General features: G+C 45.3%; 4 protein-coding genes. All 4 read right to left on the bottom strand.

From position 1 onward, the window contains the following. Entirely contained in the window at window positions 1-8,199 is an 8,199-nt protein-coding gene (locus ACTJJD_RS13865; protein WP_440608552.1) for an amino acid adenylation domain-containing protein, read from the bottom strand. Window positions 8,200-8,212: 13 nt separating this feature from the next. Next, window positions 8,213-18,355: an amino acid adenylation domain-containing protein gene (locus ACTJJD_RS13860; protein ID WP_440608551.1), complete on the bottom strand. Its 10,143-nt coding sequence runs from the start codon at window positions 18,353-18,355 to the stop codon at window positions 8,213-8,215. Between the two features lie 62 nt (window positions 18,356-18,417). Beyond that, the gene (locus ACTJJD_RS13855; RefSeq protein ID WP_440608550.1) at window positions 18,418-22,251 is read right to left on the bottom strand and encodes a non-ribosomal peptide synthetase; all 3,834 of its coding nucleotides are present in this window, start codon (window positions 22,249-22,251) and stop codon (window positions 18,418-18,420) included. Between the two features lie 45 nt (window positions 22,252-22,296). Beyond that, window positions 22,297-23,800, bottom strand: a 1,504-nt coding sequence (locus tag ACTJJD_RS13850) for a condensation domain-containing protein (protein ID WP_440608549.1), incomplete at its 5' end; no start/stop codon positions are given.

Genomic DNA, 23,800 nt, shown 5'->3' with positions numbered 1-23,800 from the left:
TTACCCCTTTACGATCGTTTCAAGAATCTGCGCAAGTTGATCTGCCTGCGGTCTTTTCATCATGGTCACATGGTCGCCTTTTATCTGAAAATACGAGCACGTTTCTCTCGTGTAAGCTTCCCAATCGGCAAATTTCTTCTGGAAATCTGTGGCGTGATCGCTGCTTTGTATAATATAAAACGGCACAGAGAATGGGTCTTTTTCTAATTCAATGGCTTGTGACATGATGGTATTATGTGTCTGCATTTGCAAGTATTTATCTAAATAGTGATCATTCATAAATTGATGAACGACTTCATCCTTTTCTGCTTCTTTGAGAATTTTCTGCTTCACTTCTTGGAAGCTGAGCCCTTGTAATGCTTCTGGTTTGATGCCGACGAGGTTCCCCATACCCAGAACGAGGGCCAGCATTTTCACTTCTTCTTCGTTCATATCGGCATGAAGCGCTTGATCTGCCTCATCTCTTAATACCGGAACCGTATCTAAAATGATCAATCCTTTTGGCGCTTTTCCTGCATGACAGAGTCTCTGATTCATTCCGTAAGCAAGATGTCCGCCCATGGAATGCCCTGCCAAATAATCAATGCCTGGTCGATAGAATGTTTCAATGGCTTCAATAAAAATGGTGACAAGCTCTGTATAATGAAGGAATTGTGGTTCTTCATCCTCATACAAGCCTGGAGACTGCAAGGCGTAAACAGCTCCTTCATGTGTCATGAGCTTGGCCACATCGATATACCCCATCACCGTTCCACCAGCAGGCGGTGCAAAGAAAATTCTCGGTTCAGCCGGATCCCCTTTTTTCAACTCGATCACATAGTCTTTCGGCGCTCTTTCGACAGGCTCGCCTGTTTCTGGCACTGTGTCCAAATATGCCGCTAACTGCGCTGGCGCTGGGTGCATGAAAATCCATTTTGGATCAACACGGACACCCTTTTCTTTTAATTTGGCAACGGCTTGAATACTCATAATCGAATCTCCGCCTAAATCAAAGAATGAATCATGAATTCCTACTCGTTTGACACCAAGCACTTCACTGAAAGCTGTCACAATCAGCTGCTGTGTTTCTGTTACCGGTTGATCGTCTTCATGTGAGGATGAGACTGCGTCTGTCGGCTCCGGCAATGCTTTTTGATCGACCTTCCCATTCGTTGTGACGGGAATTGCGTCAAGTACGATAAAGTAACTTGGAATCATATAGCCTGGCAGGCTTTCCTGTAAAAATGCTTTCCATCCGGGAACAGGCTCTCCTCCATCTGTGACAAGGTAGGCTGCCAGCCGTTTTGAGCTGCCGTACGTTTTAGCAATGACGGTACATTCTTTTACTTGTGGGTGTTTGAGCAGGGCTGTCTCAATTTCTCCACATTCAATTCGGTAGCCTCTAATTTTGACCAAGTTGTCTTTTCGGCCAAGGTATTCAATACTGCCATCAGACCGCCATTTCCCTAGGTCACCGGAACGATACAGTTTGTCCCCTTTTAATGCCGGGAATGGATTGTCAATAAACCGCTCCTGCGTGCGCTCTGGGTCATGCAGATATCCTTTTGCCAGCCCTGTTCCGCCGATATAGATTTCTCCTTTGACGCCTGTAGGTACTGGATTGAGATGATCATCTAGTATGACAACCGTTGAGTTGGCGACTGGCACACCGATTGGCACTGATCTTGCATCCTCGGGTACGTGTGTGACTTGATAAGTGGTCGCTAATGTTGTGTTTTCTGTTGGACCGTAAGCATTGATCAGCACACCCTTCATATGTGGCAATGCCTTTCGTGCATGCTCACTAGACATGGCTTCTCCGCCAACGAGTAATGTACGGTATCCAGCCACACTTTTTGGATCATGCTCAATCAGCCGGTTGAATAATGCAGTTGGCAAACAGTTGGCTGTGACTTGATGCGTTTTGATTAACCGAGTTAATTCGTCCATATTCAGAGCAGCATATTTCGGGATCAGAACCAGCTGACCGCCATTGAGCAGCATTCCCCATAATTCAAAGGTAAAGGCATCAAATGCATAGTTAGACAGCTGAAGCATTTTATCTTCTGAACCAAGCTCAATATAGTTTGTTTCTTTCACTAAGCGGACCACACCTGCATGAGGAAGCATCACGCCTTTTGGTGTGCCTGTTGAGCCTGAAGTGTAGTTAACATAGGCAAGCTGGTCTTCTCCTACAATCGATTTTTCCCTTTGATACACTGCGTCTGTTTCTGGTAACGGCTTGTCCATTTCAATTTTTGTGCCGCTCAGATCGTCTAAACGATTGATCAGATGCGACTGGGTTAAGATGATATCGCTTTGTGTATCGCGAACGATCAGACCGATGCGGGCATCTGGATACTCAGGTGACATCGGTACATAAGCAGCACCCGACTTGACGATCCCTAGAACTGAGACCATCATGTCAAACGAACGATCAAACAGCATCGGGACAAGTGAATCTGGTCCAACGCCCTTTGACTGTAAATAGGCAGCCAGTTTTGTCGCTTTCTCGTCTAAATCTTGATACGTCATATGCTCTTCCATATAAGATACAGCAATCCGGTGCGGGTCACGCTGCACTTGTTCTTCAAATAATTCTTGCAGCGTACGCTTTGGATAAGGCGTGTCAGTTTGATTTTTCCCTATGATCATGGCATTCTGTTCTGTTTTGTCCATGACGCAAAAGTCAGCGAATGTCCGTTCAGGCTGAGCCGTCATGCCATCTAACAAATTGAGATAATAATTCATCAACCGGTGGATCGTTTCTTGCTCAAATAAATCCGTATTATATTCCACATGGATAGACAGCTTGTCCTCCTGCTCAAATACATGCAAGGTGAGATCAAATTTAGAGACGGTATGATGGACCATCACTTGTTCCGATGTCAGTCCTTTTAGGTTGATATCCAGCGAATCAGTGACATACCCCATGGCGACTTGGAAAATTGGTGAACGACTTAGGTCTCTATCAATTGAAAGGTCATCCACAAGCTTGTCGAATGGATAATGCTGATGCTCAAAGGCTTTTAACGTCATTTCTTTCACCTTTGCCAGTAAATCGGCAAAGGTATCGGCTTTTGAAACGTCCTGTCTCAGCGCCAACGTATTGACAAACATGCCAACGAGCTTCTCTGATTGTTCGACATCACGGCCAGCGATCGGCGATCCAACAATGACATCTGTTTGTCCAGACAACTTGTGAAGCAGGACATAATAGGCTGACAACATCGTCATAAATAGTGTTGTCCCCTGCTGCCTCGACAAGGCATGTAAACGACGAACAAGCGGTTCATCTATCACGATTTGCTCTGTAGCCCCATTAAATGTTTGAACCGGCGGACGAGGACGGTCAAACGGGAGCTCTAATACCGGCAACTCTCCTTGTAACGTTTCAAGCCAATAGCTCTGAGCCTTCTGGTGGTTCTTTAATTGCTCATTCTCCCAATGAACATAATCGGTCCATTCAACCTCAAGTGCAGGTAGCTCAGGCGTTTTCTCTGATAATAGCGCACCATACACGACTTGTAATTCTTGAATAAGCAGGCTGAGCGACCATGCATCGGAAATGATATGATGCTGCGCACAAAGCAAGTAATATTCCTCTTTCCCCATATCAACAATTGTCCACTGCGCAAGCGGTCCCCGTTCTAAGTCATAGATGCGGTTCGCCTCTTGCTGAATCAGCTGTTCCAGTCTTCTCGCTCTTGTTTTTTCATTAAATAATGAGAAGTTCGCAACGGTTACTGATGGCGGAAGGTCTTCACGGATGACTTGAACCGGCTTGCCGCCAATGGTTTGAAATGTTGCGCGCAGTGCTTCATGACGTTTTGTTAAGAGACCGATCGCCTTTGTTAACGTTTGGATGTGTAATTGGCCCATCAGCTTCCAAGCACCTAATATATTGTAATGATGGCTCTTTTCTAATGTAGATAAGAACCAAATTCGCTGCTGAGCGTGTGACAGCTCATAGCTTGTTCGTTTTTCCAGCTTTGGAATGCTGGCTTCCTGAATGGCTGGTGCTCCATTGATGTCATCGACCATTTGTGCCAAGTGTGCCAGATTCTTGCTTTCAAATAATATTTTTAGCGGCGCCTTTAGTGAAAACTCATGATTAATACGTGAAATCGTTTGAGTGGCCTTTAATGAATGTCCACCAAGGTCAAAGAATTGATCCTCTTTGTACACACGATCGACTTCTAAAATATCCTCCCATATGGCCGCAAGCACCTGCTCTGTCTTCGTTTCTGGCAATTGCTTTTCAAACGGCTGTGCGTGTTTGTGATGGAACTGTTTGAGGGCTTCATGATCAATAGAGCCATCTTGTTTTTTCGGTATATCTTCCACTTGCCTGATGTCCCATTTCCCCTCTATGATGCCTGTGATCTTGTCAGCATCCACTTCTTTGCCTGATTGCACCGTATAGTACAGTTTCTTTTCAAAAAATGGTATTGGTGCTGGTTGAAGATGTTCAGCGATTTCTTGATTCGCCCCATCTAGGCCGATAAATAGATGCGCTTCATTCAGCCGAACACCTAGACATAATGAATGGAGTCCTTGTTTTTTTCCAATCAATTGAAAGCCCTTGCGAACGGTTAGCGCGGCCCCAGTATGTCCCTGAGACAAACCAAGATTATCCCACATGCTGAAATTCAAGGAAATCGCTCTTCTTCCCTCATGATAGGTAAGGGCATGTGCGAGTCCATCTAAAAAGCTGTTTGCAGCAGAATATGCACCAAATGTTGTGCCGCCAAAATAGCCATTCACTGATCCAAAAAAGACGAGTGGAACTGACGGGTCATGCTTGAAGGCTTCTTGCAGCACCCAAGCGCCATCTGCCTTCCCTGAAAGTTCTTTGACGAAATCTTCTTCTGTTGTATGAGCCAATGTGTACGTATCCACATGCTGAAAGTGCTCAGATACATTGCCAGCACCGGCTAAATGAAGCGCTCCTCGGATCGACTGTCCGAAATGCTTTTCTGCTTCATAAATCGCCCGCTCGACGTCACATAAATTCGTCACATCGGCTTGTACATAAAGGGCGTCTCCCAGATCTTTCAGTTGTGAGAATGACGCCTCTTTTTCTCTGTCTTCTTCAAGGGATGTCCGTCCAATTAACACGAGCTTCAAGCCAAATTGGAGCATTTGCTTAGACAGTTCAAATCCAATACCGCCAAGCCCGCCAGTCAGCAAGTACAAGCCTTCATATTCTAAAAACCCTTCTGTCTGAGGTGCCGTCATCATATTCACTTTTTCCAGCTTTGGTACGAGGCGCTGGCCATGCCGGTAAGACACTTCTGCTTTCAAATGAATCGCACCTAGTTCGTCCGCAATATGCTTGGCATCCTGTTCCACATTCTCCGCTTCAATATCAAGGTGAGACACTTCTGCCCCTTCCCATTCTTGCGGGATGGTTTTTAATAATCCGGCAAGAGACGTTTTCTCCACATGAAGCTCATCTTGCGGTTTTACAAATTGACCACCTTTTGTGACAACAACGAGACGCATCGGCTCTTTATTTTCTTGTCTCAATGCTTGATACAAATACAAAATGGATTGGCTAGTGCTTGCATTCAGTTCTTTGAACTGCGCAGGGCTCGCCATCATCTCCTTGTCTGATACATTCCACAAGTGGAGCATACGGCCAATTTTTAATTCATCGGCTTCAAGCGCCGCCACAAGTCTGACGTAATCCCCCTTGATTCGAGGGTTCATCTGATACATCCCTTTTGACAGGCGTAAAAATTCATAACCCTTTTTTACAGAAACATAAGGCAGGTTCATTTGTTCAAATTGTGTATAAAGCGATTGATAAAGCCCTTTTTCATCCTCAAATACGAGTACATGATCAGTGGATACTGGCTGAGATGGACCGATATTCTCTTTTACCCAAATACGTTTAAAGAACCAATCTGGGAGGGTTTGTTCATTTTCTGAAGCAAGATCAAGTGCACGTTCAATGTCATGAAATACCCCATCTTTCAGTGCCGCACCTAGTTGGGCACGTTGGATTTTTCCGCTTTCTGTTTTCGGAAATTGGTCTTTTTTCACCGGAATGATATGGTCAGGTTCGATTCCCATTTTGCGAATGATGCTCTCTCTAATCTGCTGAATCATTGTGATTTGATCCTCTATCGAATCCTTCTGGGTGACAAAAAAGACGGCGAGTGTGTCATTACTTGATTCGGGATTGTAAATGCCGTACGCAGCGGCAAAGGTGACTTCAACCCCCTCAACTTCTTCCACAACGGCTTCAATTTCGTAATTCAAATAGTTCGCTCCGTTGATAACGATGATATCCTTTTCTCGTCCTGTGAGGACTAGGCGCCCTTCATGAATAAATCCTAAATCTCCTGTATGAAACCAACCGTTTTCCGCAAATACTTCTTCATTGGCTTCCTCATTTTGATAGTAGCCCATCATAATCGTTGGACTCTTCACCTGCAAGCGGCCGACTTGATCTTCTGGCAACACTTGGTGATGCTCATCTACAATCCGAATCCATACAGAAGGGATGGGTGCACCGACTTCTGTAAAAGTCATCTTGTGCGGATGATCGTGCGTCACATATTGAATCTCACTTGTTAATGAGGTCTGATCAATGGTCAGCTGTCCACCCTGATCATCATGACGCATGAATTCTTTTGACTGGACAATGGCTGATGATGTTTCTGACATGCCATAAGCCGGCACCATCGCATGGCGGCTTAATCCGTGCTCACCCATGATGTGCATGAAACGCTGCGTCACTTTAGGAACAACTGCTTCGGCGGCGTTCATGATATAGGTCAAGGTGGAGAGATCCCAGCTCCCTTTGCGAATGTCGTCTTCATATTCATTCATCATCGCAAAGGCAAAGTTTGGCGCCCACGTCCTTGTGACACCGTATCTTTCTACCCAATCCAGCCACACCATCGGCCGTTCGATAAATTGATCAATGGATGGACTAATTTGCTGGCAGCCGAGGTACACATCATGTACATGAAACATGACAATGCCCCCTACATGATCAAGCGGCATCCAGTTCATTGATACATCCTCATGCGTGAAACCATTTGCCTGCTCAAAGGAAATGATTCTAGATAAAATGCTTTGATGGTTGTGCCGGATACACTTTGGCACACCCGTACTTCCTGAGGACAGCAGCTGAAGCACAGGCTCATCCGGCTCTGGCTCATAATGCTGTTCATCTGGATCACAGGCAAGTAATGTTTCGATTGTTAAAATCGGAATCGCTTTTGATTCAAATGTTTCACGCAGCCCTGCAATGTCCTCAGCACTCGCTTCGTTTGTAATAATGAATGGCTCATTTTGCAGCTGAAACACGCCCTTGAGCTTGTTCACGCCTTGATTCATTTCATCATACACAGGCGGTACAGAGACTGGGGTTGGAATGATTCCACCGAGAATACAGCCCCAGAATACCGTGATAAAATCTTGATGATCTTTCAATTGAAGCAGCACTTGATCGCCGTTTGAAAGTCCGGCTGCCCTTAATCCAGATAGGACACGTTCCGCTCCTGTGAGCAATTCCGGGTAAGTCTGGATCACCTCATGACCGCCTTCTTTGAGATACGTGACTCCGCGATTTGGTGACATAAAGGCGGCTCGGATCAGTACCTCTGTCAATGTGACTGGTGTACCAGGTTTTCTAATCACATCACCTCCATAAACAAGAGCTGGTGGTTTTTCTTGTGCGGAGGATTGTATGGTTTGGCTGACTTCATCTTTTGAAAACGATTCGTTTCCATTTGTACGCTGTCTATCTGGGAAGAGGTCATCTAAATGATAGGGTGTTTGTTTTTCTGTCTGACTCTCTATCAAAACGGCTGCTTCCTCTACTCCATCTATGGCTTTCGTGCGCTCTTCTATCTTTCTTCGTTCCTCTTCATCTAGTACATCAATGGCAAGCAGCGCCTCGGTATCGACCGCTCCACTTTCTTTTCGCGGCAAGGAAGGGACTAGGACGAGTGTGGCTGGCACTTCATCAGGATGAAGCGGGCCTTTCATCAAATCCTCTCTTGTCAGCGAAGGGTCCTTCGCTTGTGCAAAAAGCACAAGCGATAGGCCTCCTTCTTGATTTTTCTTCGGGATGAGCGCACATTCCTTTAGTGGAAAGTGAAGCATGAAGACTTTCTCTAATGCTTTGAGATCGATTCGTTTTCCATTGATCCTGACAATATGATTTGCTGCATTTCCTTTTCGTCTACTAACTAGCATTCTTCTTCTCCTCCTACATCCAATCCAAAATCTGAATCTTGCTTTCTTCTGTCCAAACGCCGACATCCCCTGTCGGATAAAGGTATTCGCCTGTTTGATGTTTGAATGGATGCGGAATTTTATGCGCCTCCATCCAATCGGCTAGCTCTCCAAAAAGTGCTTTGATCTCTTTTGCGCCGATAAAAATATCTCCAGGAAATCCAACCGGCATGAGCTGATGTTCTTCATTCAGGACATATATTTCCGTTTCATAGGCAGGATCATGTACGCCTGCATAGACTTCTTCTTGGTCTGGGTATAGCACGCTGACATGTGCGTTTTTCGCCCAATCACTGATCATCCGCTCTTTTTCCTCATTTGTCACAATTGTGAAGGAAGATAGCGGCGTATCCACTTGTTCTGTCATGGCTTCAAGTGTGTGAATCAGCTGCTGCATCAGCGTTTGTATTTGCTTTTCTGTATATTGATGTAAGTTGTATGTGATCCGAAGCTCCAGTGTATCTCCCGGCACTGCGACAAGGGTTAAGTCATAATTTGTTTCTTCATGACTGGCGATGTCTAAAATGCGTACGCCATACGGCTCAATGGATTCAATCGGATAGTTTTCAAACACGACAATGCTGTGAAACAATGCCTCTCCATTTGGAATTTCCGTCATCTGCTGAATATCTGGCAGTACGGTATACTCGTATTCTCTCATCTGAAAAACGGTTTCCTGTGTATGGGCGAGCAATCGCGCAATCGTCCAGTCCGAATGGATCGAAAGACGAAGCGGCAATGTGTTAATAAAGAGCCCTGTCATGCTTTCCACTTCTGGTAAGTCGGCTGGCCGGCCAGATACGGTCACCCCAAATATGACATCCTCTGCGCCTGAATGAAGGTGCAAGAGCAGTCCCCACGCTGATTGAATCAGTGTGCTCAACGTGACCTTCTGCTTGCCTGTCATCTTCTCCAGCTTCTGCTGCATCTCTGGCGTCAATTTGATGCTGGACTGCGCCATGCTTGCTTCTTGGTCTAAAGCATGTTCTTCGCCGTCTCCTGGAAGCGGTGTCGCTTCCTCTACGCCTGACATATAACGCTGCCAGAACTCTTGCGCCTTCTCTTGATCCTGCTTTTGCAGCCATTCGATAAAATCTTTATATGGACGGACTGTAGAAAGACTGATCTCTCGTTCGTCCACAAGAGAGCGATACAGCGCAAAGGATTCCTGAATAAAGCTGAACAAACTCCATCCATCGATTAAAATGTGATGAAAACTAAAGACAAACGTGCATCTTTCCTCATCACAACGGAATAAAGCAATCCGAATCAGCGGTTCATCTATATGGTCTAAATTGAAATCCTTTGAACGATCAGATACTAAAAAGTGTTCGATTGTCTCTTCTTGCTCCTCGTCACTCAGGTGGCGCACATCGTGCTGAGTGAGGTGGATGCTTCCTTCTGATTGAATGAACTGAACAGGCTCCTTCAGCCCTTCCCAAGCGAATTTTGTTCTCAAAATGGAATGACGTTCTACAAGAAGATTCCAAGCTTGTTCATAGGCATCGCCGTTTGTTAAGCCTTGGAGCGTCATATGCACCTGACCAAAATAAGCTTGTGAGGCTTGATCTAGCAGTTCATGAAACAGCATTCCTTGCTGCATTGGAGACAGCGGATACACATCGACTACATTGTCTGGAAGTTCATCTATTTGCTTTTGCGTGAGCTGAACCATCGGAAAATCAGATGGTGTAAAGCCGCCGCTCGTTTCAACACAATGCGTCAAGATGATCTCCATTTTTTCTTTAAAACGCTCAGGTAACAACCGCACCTCTTGATCTTGCAGCAGTTCTCGATTGATCATAAAATTCATCTGCAACTGACCATCTGTCACATATCCATACACATCGATCAAATGCTGTCTTTCTGCTTTCGGATCGTGAACATGTCCATTTCGTTCGTCTGCTATATAAAGCTTGGCTTCGCCATCTGCCTGATCTAACTGACCAAGGTAATTAAAGCTCATCTGCGGCGTTACCGTTTTGAGTAAACGAGATTCTGTCATATATTGAAGCAAACCGTAGCCGATTCCCTTTTGCGGCACAGCACGTAAGGTTTCTTTGACGTCTTTGATTTGTCTTGCAACATCGGTTTGAATAAAAGGAATAAAAATAGGATAAGAGCTTGTAAACCAGCCGACTGTCCGTGACAAATCCATCTGTTCAAATAAATCCTCGCGTCCATGCCCTTCTAACGTGATGAGCATTGGCTTTCCAATGGCTTGCGTGAGTCCTGATAACAGTAAATCGTTAATCTCTGTTCGGTATGCTTGTGAGGCCTGTCTAAGTAACCTATCTGTTTGTTCCTTTGTGAGCTGAACCGACAGGATCTCTGCATGTTCTTCTATATTAGAAAGCGCAGGCAGTTGGAAAGGAGAACCTTCTTCCTCTTGATCCTTGATTTTTTGCCAAAAAGAGGCCTGCGCTTGTAATTGATCTGTTTGTGCATATTCATATAAGGCATCTGCCCACTGCTTATAGGAGGCGGTTTTTTTCGCAAATATGATGTCCTGCCCCGTAGCAAGCTGTTTCAATCCATTTAGTACATCTTCTTGTATCATGCGCCATGATATGCCATCCATGACGAGATGGTGTGCAGCAATAAAGAGCTCAGACGTGTCTTCACCTGTATGGAAAAGAATCGCTTTGATCACTTCTCCGCGCTCTAATGACAATGTTCCTTGACAGGCACTTGTCTCCAAGCGGATTTGTTCCCGTGCTTCCTCTTGAGACACATCTGTCACATCAAAGAATGTGACACAAGGTGTGACACCAGGCTCACGAATGGTTTGAATCCATGTGCCATCTGCCTCTTTTGTATATATAGCTCTCAGCATATCGTGATGATCGACCAGTTTTGAAAGAACCTGTGTTAACTGTTCATGTGGAACAGATCGCTTCATTTCAATATGCGCCGATAGATTCCAATAATCTTGATTGGTCATCGATTGCTCAAAGAACCATGATTGAATCGGGAGAAGACGAACCTCTCCTGTCACAGGTGATTGATCATAGACCGTAGAGACCTCTGCCTTTCTCATCGCTTGTGCGAGTTGTGAGATGGTCTGTTTTTCAAATACATCTCTCGGCTGGATGACGTAGCCTTCCTGTGCTAAGCGTGCCACCATTTGTATGACAATAATGGAATCTCCGCCAAGCTCAAAGTAGTTATCATGGACGCCAATAGAAGGAGCGCCAAGCAGCTGAGACCACACTTTTTCTAACACACGTTCTTCCTCAGTAGCTGCTTTGTCAATGGCTGTTTCTACTTCTTCTTGTCTCCACTCTGGCGGCGGAAGACGCTTTTGGTCTACCTTGCCATTTGGCGTGAGCGGTAATTCATCCAGCTCTATTAATAGGCTTGGTACCATATAATCTGGCAGAATGTCTTTTAAGTTATGGCGAATGTCTTGCGTGGTCATGCCGCCTTTTTGGACAACATAACCGATCAATCGCTTATGACCACTCTCGTGCTGATGCGGGATAACGGCACATTCTTTGATGTCATCAAATGTCAGCATAGCGGCTTCAATTTCTCCGCATTCCACGCGGTGTCCACGAATTTTCACTTGATGATCGATTCTTCCAAGACAGTCAATGATGCCATTTGACAGCCAGCGGCCCATATCGCCTGTTTTATATAAACGCGCTCCTTCTTGGAAAGGATGCGGGATAAATGATGATGCTGTTTTTTCTTCATCTCCAAGGTAACCAAGTGCTAGCCCTGTGCCGCCAACATAAATTTCGCCGATGACGCCTTGCGGAACTGGCTGCATTTGGTCATCTAATACATAAGCTTGTGAATAAGCAATAGGCTGTCCAATCGGGACCGTCGCCTGATCTTCTTCCAGTGCCCGAATGTGATGTACACAGGAGAATGTTGTATTCTCTGTTGGTCCATAACCATTTAAAAGCCCTTCAGGCAAATACGGCAGTGCTTTTCGGATATGAGCGGCTGATAAGGCATCTCCGCCGACCAATAATGCATGAAGTCCAGATAAAGCTTCTGGATGTTCTTCTGTTAAACGGTTGAACAGCGGAACAGTCAAGAACCCTGTTGTAATCTGATGAGTTTTTAGTGCTTCCGCTAATGTATCCATTGATAAAATGGTATTTCGATCCGTCAGTATGAGCCTTCCCCCGTTTAAAAGGGCACCCCATATTTCATACGTAAAAGCATCAAAAGAGAAGCTGGCGATTTGTAAAATGCGCGTTTGTTCATTAAGGGTGACATAGTCTGTTTCACACACAAGCCGGACGACCGCTTGATGCGGGATCAGTACTCCTTTTGGCTGTCCAGTTGACCCCGATGTGTAATTGATATAAGCAAGTCCATCAGGTCTTAGTGCAGCGGGCATGACCTCTGCTTCTGGTAAAAATTCTTCATACCCTTGATCAAGACAAATGAGTTCCGTTTGATGGATGGATACTTTTTTCAGCCATTCATTTTTTGTCAGTAAAAGCTGAATCCCTGTATCTCTCAGCATATAATCAATGCGGGCATCTGGATATTCAGGATCAATTGGCACATAAGCCCCGCCTGCTTTCACAATGGCCAGCACCCCAAGAATCATTTCAGGCGATCTGTCGATGAGCAGTCCAACTGGTTCATGCGGCGTCACGCCTCGCTGCTGCAAATAGGCTGCTAGACGATCGACTTTCTCATGTAACTCTTGGTACGTCCACTCATCTCCCTGGAACTCGAGCGCCACTGCATGAGGTGTCTTTTTCACTTGCGCTTCAAATCGTTCCGTCATGAGTAGCGGACCTTTTGGTTGATCAGTCTTTCCGCTCCATTCATAGAGCAATTGATGCTTTTCTTTCTCTGGCAGGAAATTCACTTGTCTGATCGGCTGCGCTGGATTTTCACAAATGCTTTCAAGCAGGTGCTCGTAGTATGCGAGGAATCGCTCCATCGTGTCATCAGAAAATAAATCTGCTTGATACTCAAGTTTTAACTGAAGACCTTCAGCTCCTTCAAACACAAACAGGGAGAGATCAAATTTCGCTGTATCATTATCTTCAATGGCTAAAACCGACGTCGCCTCCCCCATTGGAGATGCTTCCAGCGGTAAGTTTTGCAGAACAAACATGACCTGAAACAGCGGCTGCTTACTGGCATCACGCACAATATTCAATTCATCGACCACCATCTCAAACGGCACATCCTGATGTGCATAAGCACCGACAGTTGTCTCCTTCACTCGCTCTAATAATTCCGTAAAGGCTGGATTCCCGCTATGGTCGATCCGAAGCGCCAATGTATTCACGAAAAATCCGATTAAATGCTCCATTTCCGTTCGATTTCTCCCAGCAATGACCGAGCCAATGACAAACTCATCCTGTGAAGACAATCGATGTAAAAGCGTAGAGAAAGCCGAGAGCAAGGTCATATACAGTGTGCTGTCTGTTTTCTTGGATAGCGCCGCAATCTTTTTAGACAGTGACTTCGACAGCTGATATGTTTTCGTCTTCCCTTTGTAGGATTGAACGGCCGGCCGCGGATGATCATACGGCAATACCAAATCTTCAACAGGTGCCGCAAATTGCTCCTTCCAATAGGCAAGCTGCTTATGCAATGGCTCTCCTGTCAAATACTCCTTCTGCCACAGTGCGTAATCCGCATATTGAATAGGCAATGCCGGCAAGTGAGGCTCCCGTCCTTCGATCGCCGCTGTATACCACTCAGATAATTCTCTTGCAACAATGCCAATCGACCAGCCATCTGACACGATGTGGTGAATGGACATAAGCAAGATATGCTCTGCGGATGAAAGTCGAATCAGCTTCACTCGAAAGAGCGCTTCGTGTTCTAATTGAAAAGGTGTGGATGCCTCTTCTTTCGCCCATTCAGTCGCTTTTTGTTCTTTCTCTTCCTGTGACGCTATGCCTGAAAGGTCCATCACCTCAAGCTCTGGCAGGGCCATCTGTTCATGAATGACCTGTACCGGTTCATCCCCGCTCATCGTAAAGGACGTTCTGAGCGATTCATGTCTTTTCACCATATGATGCAGACTTTCCTGAAGCACCTTGATATCTAAAGGCCCATTCATCCGAAACGAAATTGTATTATTGTAAAATGGCAGATCCGGCTCTAATTGATAGAGGAACCACTGTCTTTGCTGGGCATAAGACATCGGAATTTCCTGACCCTTCTCCATTTTTCTCATCGGAATCACTTCATCTGCTTTGGCATTTGAATCGATCCAGTCTGCTAATTCTCCGAGTCTCGTATGTTCAAACAACACAGCAAGCGGCACGTCAAACCCTGTTTTTTGTCTAACCGCAGACAGCATTTGCGTCGCCTTCAGCGAATGACCTCCTAGTAAAAAGAAATGATCGCCGCAGTTGACATCTGAGACACCGAGCAGCTCTGACCAAATGTGTGCGAGCAGTTTCTCCGTTTCTGTGTGAGGTGCTCTGTTGTCTGAATCCATTCCGCTTTCCTCTATTAATTCATGAAAATATGCCTCGTCTGGCGATCCATCTTCTGTTTCTTTCCAATATTCCTCAGGAAACAAATGTACGGCATATTCACCAGATAGACGGGACTGTAAACATGTATGAATCGATTGATACAGCCGCTCTTCCACCGCCTTTGTTTGATCAGTTTTGAAAAAGACGTAAAAGGTCTGCTCTGTTTGCATCTCCGCATCCGCATGGACCATCTCGTGAATCTCTTTCTTCGATCGATCCAATCCCGCATAAATGAGCGGAGCATCTGTCATCAGACATGCGAGCATCGTTTGGAAGCCTGCCTGCTTTGAAATTGGAAGATAACCTCTTTCTTTTAACATGCCTTTTATCATGGAGCCTTCACTCATGCCAATCTCGTCCCACATGCTGAAACTAAAGCAATATGGCTTCACTGTAGATGTCAGCTTCTGATAATGAGCAAATTGTTCCACGAACTCATTGGCAGCGCAATAGGCGCCGACAGTCATACCGCCCTTTAGCGTTCGGGCTGACGAGCTGGAAAGAAATAAAACATTCCTGCGTTTGGAGGCAGCTTCATGAAGCGCAATCGTTCCATATACCTTCGCTTCGTACATGTCATTCAGAGACACAGATGTCATATCAGCAAGTAGTTCTTCTTGAATGATACCTGCGAAATGAATGATGCCATCCAGCCTTTGATTTCCAGCGACCTCATGTCTAGAGATGATCGCTTCCACCTCTTTTTCAGCCGTGATGTCTGCTTTCTCATACAGAACCTTGCCGCCATGCACTTTTGCCTTTTTTTCTAGCAAAGACAATGTCTCTTGCTGGTCACTAGAAAGTGCCTCTCTCTCTTTCCTTCCAAGCAACACGAGATGGGCTTGATAAGATGTCAGTAGGTGTTCACTGACTAAACGTCCAATTCCGCCTAGCCCGCCTGTTATGACATAAAGCCCAGATGATTCAAATGGCGGCTCTTTCCTTTTCTGTTCCTTTTCCAAATGAAGAGGTGCTAAAAAGGGAATATAACGAACACCTTGACGATAAGCAGCGACATGACGGTCTTGGTCATGTGTGAGTTCTGCCATCATCGCCATTGCATGGGAATGACTAGATACCGATTCTGCTAGAGAAAAATCAAGACATTGCACCTTGATAAACGGCCATTCATGCTGAACTGCTGTCATCAGTCCGGCTGTCGTTGCTTTTTCTACATCGTGGATGTGATCCTCCGGCACATTCATCGCATGGGTTGAGACAAAAGTGATGGCCACCTGCTCCTCATAGACGGAAATGGCTTTTGTTAAAAATAATGCACTCATGCTGCCCGTTTTCTGCGCTTGTTTCGCCTTGGCCACATAAAGCTTGTCTTCTTGGTTTGTATAATTCCAAAGGTGAATGATGTGTTTCACCGAAACGCCATACGAACGGAGCGTCTCAAAGAGTTGTTCGTAGTCAGACGGCCGATTCGGGTGGATGATGAAGTGAGTGTGTGTGAGTTGTTTGAACGCTTGACCCGGTTCAACCGTAATGTATGTTTGTTCACTGTTTGCAAAAGATTTCAATTGATCTGCCAGTCCTAATGGATCTGCAAAGATCACAACGTCCCCTATGATCTGCTTGTCAGCTGCATCAAGTGGAGCAGGTATCCACTTCTTTTGATAACTCCAATCAGGCAAGGTATGTTCATTTTCAAGTCTCATGTCCATTTCCATGATCATTTCATCAAATTCGCCTTCTTGCCATCTTGTCTTGAGCTGTGCCCTTTCTATTTTTCCAGAGCTGGTTTTGGGAAATGCATGCTTCTGGACAGGAATGATGCGAGATGCAGACAAGCCCATTTTTGTTGCAATATGGGATTTAATGTGCTGACTTGCCCTCATAATATAAGCCGGCTCATACAGCTTCGGTGTAAAAAAGAGAATCAGTTCATCGGATGCAGAAGCCTCCATTCGGACGGAACAAGCAGCCACAAAGCTCGTTTCTACTCCCGGTACTTCCTCTGCTATGGCTTCAATTTCATAGTTGTGATAGTTTTTCCCGTTGATGATAATCATGTCTTTTTCTCTACCGGTTAGTGTCAGCCTTCCTTCGTGCAGGAAACCTAAATCACCCGTGTGAAACCAGCCATCCGCTTGAAATACTTCTTGATTCGCTTCGTCATTCCGGTAATAGCCCTTCATGGTGGTTGGACCTTTTATTTGCACACGGCCAATATGATCTTCCGGAAGAAGCTCATACTGATGATTGACGATGCGTATCGTGATACCTGGAATCGGTTTGCCTAGCTCTGTAAAACTGACGGTTCCTGTCTCACGTGCTTCTGCTGGTCTTAGCTGCTCTGTCAGCGATGTTTCTTCAAAGGTCAGAACCCCGCTGTTTTCATCTCCACGCTCAATCGCAAAGGAAAACACAACCGCTGATGAGATTTCAGACATGCCGAAAGCCGGTCTAATCACATCTCCCTTTAAGCCGTGCGGAGCAAGCAGGTGTAGAAATCGGTGGATGGTTTTTGGAACGACCGCCTCTGCCCCATTGATCATGCAGGTCATCGCCGACAGATCCCAAGACCCTGATGAAATCTCTTTCTCATAATCATTGATCATCGCAAATGCAAAGTTAGGTGCCCATGTCTTCGTTGCACGGTAGCGGTCCATCCAGTCAAGCCACCGCAGCGGCTGAGCGATAAAGTCATCTGTTCTTGCCCGAATCTGCTCGCAGCCTGTGTACACATTGACAAGGTGGAACATCACGATGCCACCAATATGATCTAAAGGCATCCAGTCTAACGAGACATCCTCTTGTGTAAATTGATTCGCTGCCACTGTTCCTTTGACGTTCGCCAGCACACTTCTATGGGAATGCTCTACACACTTTGGCATCCCTGTACTTCCAGACGTTAAGATAAAGAAGACGGAATCATCCGGCGCGGCAGGGTGAGCGGCTGTATCTCTTTCTAATGTCAGCATCGGCTCAACTGCTGCGACACGTAATTGGTCTGTATGCCACAGTAAGGCTAACCCTTGCACCTCCTCGATCAGTGAGTCATCTGTTAGGATGAGTGGATGCTCGAGCAGCTTCCAAGCATGATGAAGCTTCTTCACTGCAGCATTCATCTCCCGATAGGTTGGGGCAGCCGACACAAGCGTTGGAACAAATCCGCCTAATACACATGCCCAAAAGGCAGTGACCATGGCATGATTCGATGAGAATTGAAAGAAAACAGGATCGCCTGCCTTAAGCCCCAGTGCCCTCAACCCAGTCAGAACCCTCTCGGCGTCTCCTTGTAACTGCGCATAAGATTGTGTGAGTTCGTTCTTGCTATTCACGATATACGTAAGCCCATTTGTCGTTTTTGCAGCCTCTGTTAAGACGTCCTGTAAGGTCTGTGCGCCTTGTGTGACGTCGAGATCCCCTCCATAGGAAAGAGCGGGCGGCATATCGGCCAAAGCAGGTACAGCCGTTTGCGTCTGTATCGCTTCCGCTGCGGCCTCCTGCTCAATGTGCTTGTCGAGAAATAAATGAGAGAGGTGATACGGCCGCGGTCGAATGGTTTTTTCAAGTGAAAAAACAGCGAAGCGTTCGATTTCGTTGGTTCGTAAAATGGTTGTCTTTACATCTTGTAAAATCGCATCCATTGATTCATGTCTACTCGTTTGGTTAATGGTTGATGGTTTCATATGAGTTCCTTTCCTTTTTTGTTAGGCAGGACTGCAAGACTGCATCCTGCCTAATCTAAAGTTTACAAGACTCGTTCTCTATTTGTTTGATTGACAATATGTTTGATCAGCTTTGCATTTTGAGCTGCACATTCTTTATGTTTGAACATATCAGCATGCCGGCCATAGCCTTGGTATTGGGTAAAAGATCCGGCCGTTGCCTGTGTCCACTCTTCCATCCAGTCCGGGATCGCTATTTGTTCTTCAGATTGGATGAACGTAATATCTGCCTGTATTTTGCCTTGATTCACCCCCTTAACAAACGTTTCATAGTAGGCGCGCGTCTTTTGGGCAAGCGCTTCTTGAACGATCTCCCCTTGAGCAAGTTCGCTTTGTTTCGTTTGATGAACAATCGCTTCAATATCATCATCAATGGATCGTCCTTCTAAATCACTTTCTCCAATTTTCTTATAGGAATCGATCATGATGACCTTCTCGACTGTCCGTCCTACTTGTTCAAGCGCTTGAACAAGCTCAAAGGCGAGGTAACATCCGCCTGAGTACCCCATCAACGTCAGCGGCCCTTTTGGCTGAAGGTGCTGAATATGCTGAACGTACTGCGCCATTCGGTTATTCGTTTCAATAAAATCAAAGGCGACTAGCCGAACATCATCAAGCGTTTTTGCTGCTTCCTGATAGATAAAGCCGTAGCCTGGTAACGGCGGAAGAGCAAAGACTGTTGATGTTTGAGATTCATTGAATACAAGATAGCCAGCGGTTTCCCCGTCCTGATGCTGAATATAATGACTAAGCGCTTCAATCGTCGGGGTCTCAAACAACAAATGGATCGGCACCTGAACCTCAAACTCTTTTGATACTTTGGACAAAAGAGACATCGCTTTTAAAGAATGTCCGCCAAGCTCAAAGAAATGGTCATCTGTGCTAATATTCTCTCGTTCAAGTACTTCCCGCCACATCAAAAGCAGCTTTTGTTCCACTTCATTTGCGGGCAGTTTCACACGGCGGTTTCCTTGCGGTGCCTCTGGTTTTGGTAGCTGGCGTTTATCAACCTTCCCGTTTGGCGTAAGTGGGAGGTTCTCCAGTTCAATCAGCTCATGAGGCAGCATATAAGCTGGAAGACGCTCTTTCAGCCTTGATTTGATGTCATCGAGTTTGCCTTTCCATGCATCATCACACGTGATATAGGCAAGCAGCCTTGTATGATTGGTTTCATCATGATCCGCTAGGAGTACAGCTTGTTTTACACCTGGGTGCATGAGAAGGTTGGCTTCAATTTCTGTCAGTTCAATTCGGTGTCCTCGAATTTTCACCTGATCATCCACTCTGCCTGCATACTCAATCAGACCGTCTTCTCGAAAGTAAGCTAAATCCCCTGTGCGATACAGGCGCTCACCCGAAGCGAAAGGATGAGGAATAAACACTTGTTTTGTCAGATCAGGACGATTCAAATATCCTTTTGCCAGTCCTTTGCCGCTCAGACAAAGCTCGCCAACCATACCAATCGGCTGAAGCTGCCTGTGCTCACTCAATATATAAGCGCCCGTCTGGTTGAGCGGCTTCCCAATTGGAATAGAATGTGACTCTAAAGGGATCGCTTCATCTATCGGATAATACGTGGCAAAAACCGTTGATTCGGTTGGTCCGTATACATTCAACAATCTGCCTTTCCCCATCACATCAAAGGCTTTTCTCACATGCTGAACCGATGCCCTCTCTCCCCCAAACAGCACCTTACGCACACCGCGCATCCAGTCTGTTCCTTCATCAACGAGAAGATGGAATAAAGCGGTTGGAACAAACATGACAGAAATATGCTCTCCTTTTATCAGCTCAGTGAGCTTCCCCATATCTAAAATGGTTTCTTTTTGCGGCAGGACAAGCTTTGCTCCGTTTAAAAGCGCACCATATACATCAAATGTAAAGCCATCAAATACGCTATTTGATAACGACAGCAATGTATCTGTTTCTAAAATGGTTAAATAATTCGTATTTTTGACCACCCGGGCAATATTGGAATGGGTCGTCATGATGCCTTTTGGCTGTCCGGTTGTTCCAGATGTATACATGATGTATGCCGTATCATCTAAACCTGCTTCAAGTGGCAGATTCTCTGAGCTCATCAGTAAAATTTCTTGATCATCTGCAAAAAGATACGTGCCATCAAATGCGAGTGACCTCGTCTGACTGATAAAGGATGAATGAGTCAGAAGATGCGTCGCTCCGCTGTCTTTCAGCATATATTGGATACGGCTTTCTGGATAATCTGGATCAATTGGCACATAGGTGGCACCTGCTTTTAAGACAGCGAGTAAGCTGACAATGAGTTCAGGTGTCCGCTCTGCTAAAATGGCGGTCACCGTTTGATGTTCGACCCCATTTTTTTGCAAATGCCTTGCCAGTCGATTGGCTTGTTCGTTCAGCTCCGCATATGTCATCGTGTGATCACCTGCTGATAATGCCACTGCATTCGGCTGTTTTCGAACATTATGTTCAAACCACTTTGTCAAATAAAGCTGATCATGCTCCAGCTCAGGTGCATTCCATTCCTCTAACATTCGCTGCTTTTCCTGCTTTGTCACAAGTGTCAGTGTATGAACTGACTGATCTGGATGTTTGATGGTCCCTTTGATCAAAAGGGTCAGCTGATCCTTTAATTTATGGACAAATGCAGGATCAAATGCACGCTGATTAAAGGCCAGCTTCAGCTGCAATTGTTCCCCAGGTGATGCAAGTAAATTGAGATCATAGTTCGATTTTTCATAGACATTCATGTCTTCTACTGTAAAGCCAAGCAGTGACTCCTGCTCGTCTTTCTTTGCAGCAGGGACATTCTCAAACACCACAATATGATCAATGAGCTGCTGCTGACCTGCTTTAGCCTGAATATCATAAATCGGGATATATTGGTGCGGTTCAGCCGCTAAAGACTGCTGCTGCGTCTCTGATAATAGAGAACGGAACGTCATTTGGTCTGTCAACTGAATTCGTCTTGGAATGACATTGATGAACAATCCCACCATTCGGTCCACACCAGCCAAATCTGCCGGACGTCCTGACACAACCGTTCCAAACAACACATCGTTTGAGCGCTGATACCTGCTGAGTAAGATAGACCAAACCGATTGAAGCGCACTACTTAACGTGGCATTCTGCTGCAAGGCTAACTCTGATAAAGCAGCTGTTTCTTCTTTACTCATAGCCCATTCGATTTCGCCTAATTCATGCTCATTTGTTTGCTTTCGCTGTTCTTTAAAAGTCGATTGCCCCTCAAAGCCCGCCAAAGATTGCGTCCAATATTCAAGTGAGGCTTGTTTATCTTGTTTTTCCAGCCATTGAATATATTCTTTATATGGCTTGACTGGCTCCAGCCTGTAAGGGACGTCATGCAAAAGTGCATGATAAATCGAAAACAATTCCTGCACAACTAGACCAAAACACCAGCCATCTAGAAGGATATGGTGATAGCTCCATATCCAGCGATAGCTTGAAGGACCCGTTTGAAAAACAGTGGCCCGCATGAGCAGATCCTTCGAGAGATCAAATCCTCTCAGCTGATCCTTTTGTTTAAAACGATCGATACGTTCAAGCTGTTCACTTTCAGAAAGATCCTGTATGTCCACAATATCAAGCTGGAAAGGTCGATTCTTTAATACAACTTGGACAGGACGATTCACTTTTTCGTGGAGGAACACGGTACGAAAAATATCGTACCGTTCCACAATGATATTCATGCTTTTCTCAAGCAGATCAGACCGAAGTGTGCCTTTCACGTTCATATCCATTTGTTCTACATAAAAACCTTTTTCTTGATGATGGAGGGTATGAAACAGCATTCCTTCTTGCATCGGTGACAGATAGTACATATCTTGAACTTGATCCCTTTTAAATTGACTCATCTATTTCATTCCTCCTTTCCCTTTTTCATGACTGATCTAGTGGTGTTAGGTCAATTTCTCCTCAAGCATGTCAAAGATATCGTCCATTTCATCCATTTCAAGGTCTGCCGCCGAGAAGTCACTTGGCGTAAATTCTCGCTCTTGATGCGCTAAGCAATGGGTGATGATAGATCTGATTTTCTCCTTCAACAATGCGATGAACTGCTGTATCGTTTGTTCTTCATATTCACTTGCACAATATGAGCACGACAGAATGAATTGATTGTGCTGAACAAGACCGCTGAGGTTCAGCTTATAAACAGCTTCGGATTCAAGGCTTGCTTGACGGCCCATATCATAGGTTGAGGGCCCAAAGAGTTCTGTCGTCACTTCCTGATCAATCTGCCCAAGATAGTTCAAGCTGATTTCAGGCTGCACGTGTTTGACTGACGGTTCGGATGGTGTCATGTATCTTAAAATACCGTAACCAATCCCTTTATTCGGTACACGCCGTAGCATCTCTTTCGTTCCTTTGATAGCGTCTGCAATGGTCTGATTCGGTTTCGCTTCAAGAACGACTGGATACATGCTCGTAAACCAGCCAACTGTGCGGGATATATCTAATCCTGATAAAATGTCCTCTCTTCCATGACCTTCAAGCTGTACATGTACATGAGATTGACCTGTCCATTCCTGAACGGCCAGCCCGAGCGCACATAGAAGAATATCATTCATTTCTGTTGTGTACGGAAGATGGATATTCGTTAACAGATGCTCGGTTTCTGCTTCTGTCAGCTGCATTTTGACCGCTTTCGTATCCGCGACTTTTCTTTCTTTTACTTCATGGTCAACAGGTAAAGTCGTAAACGGTCTATTTTCAATCACTGCCCAATACTCCTTCTGGTTTTTTAGCAGCTGCGACTGCGCGTATCGTTCAACCGCTTCTGCCCATTCTTTGAAAGAGTGCGTTTTTGGCGGCAGAACCATCGTTTCTCCTTTTTCTGCCTGATGATAAAGAGACATAAAGTCTTCTAGTAAAATCCGGCAAGAAACGCCGTCAATCACAAGATGATGTGTGATGATGAGTAAGTGATCACCGTTTTCTGTATGGAAACAAATCACTTTCATCAGCGGACCTTTTTCAAGATTCAGTTGACGCTGATACTCATTGGCGTATGTTGAAATCGCCTGTTTCACATCTTGCGCTTTTGAAACATCACAAGAAATAATTGAAAATGGTTCTGTCAGCTCCCGCTGATTGTATTGCAGAATGTCATCACGCTCCTGTCTGAACACCATGCGCAGTGCATCATGATGTGAGAGCAGTCTTTGTAGAACTTGTTCTGTGACAGCCAAGTCAAACCCTTTTGGCGCATGAAGCATCATTGAGAGATTCCAGTGGTGCTGGTGATCAAAGTTACGTTCAAAGAACCAGCGCTGAATCGGTGTTAAAATGACTTCCCCTTCGACAGGTGATTGATCAGCTGTGAGAATATCCGCTTCTTCGATATATGGGCGAAGCTCCGCAATCGTTGGATATTGGAAAAGCAGTTTCATATCGAGCTTCCAG

The sequence above is a fragment of the Bacillus sp. 22446 genome (assembly GCF_052044955.1).
In the GTDB taxonomy this organism is placed as follows: domain Bacteria; phylum Bacillota; class Bacilli; order Bacillales; family Bacillaceae; genus Bacillus; species Bacillus altitudinis.
The sequence above is the reverse complement of the archived record's forward strand: the minus strand, read 5'-3'. Positions and strand labels throughout refer to the sequence as shown.

Bases quoted from the DNA above. Each gene is read 5' to 3' on its own strand.
- ACTJJD_RS13865 (WP_440608552.1), bottom strand. From the start codon at position 8,199: ATGCTAGTTAGTAGACGAAAAGGAAATGCAGCAAATCATATTGTCAGG.
- ACTJJD_RS13860 (WP_440608551.1), bottom strand. From the start codon at position 18,355: ATGAAACCATCAACCATTAACCAAACGAGTAGACATGAATCAATGGAT.
- ACTJJD_RS13855 (WP_440608550.1), bottom strand. From the start codon at position 22,251: ATGAGTCAATTTAAAAGGGATCAAGTTCAAGATATGTACTATCTGTCA.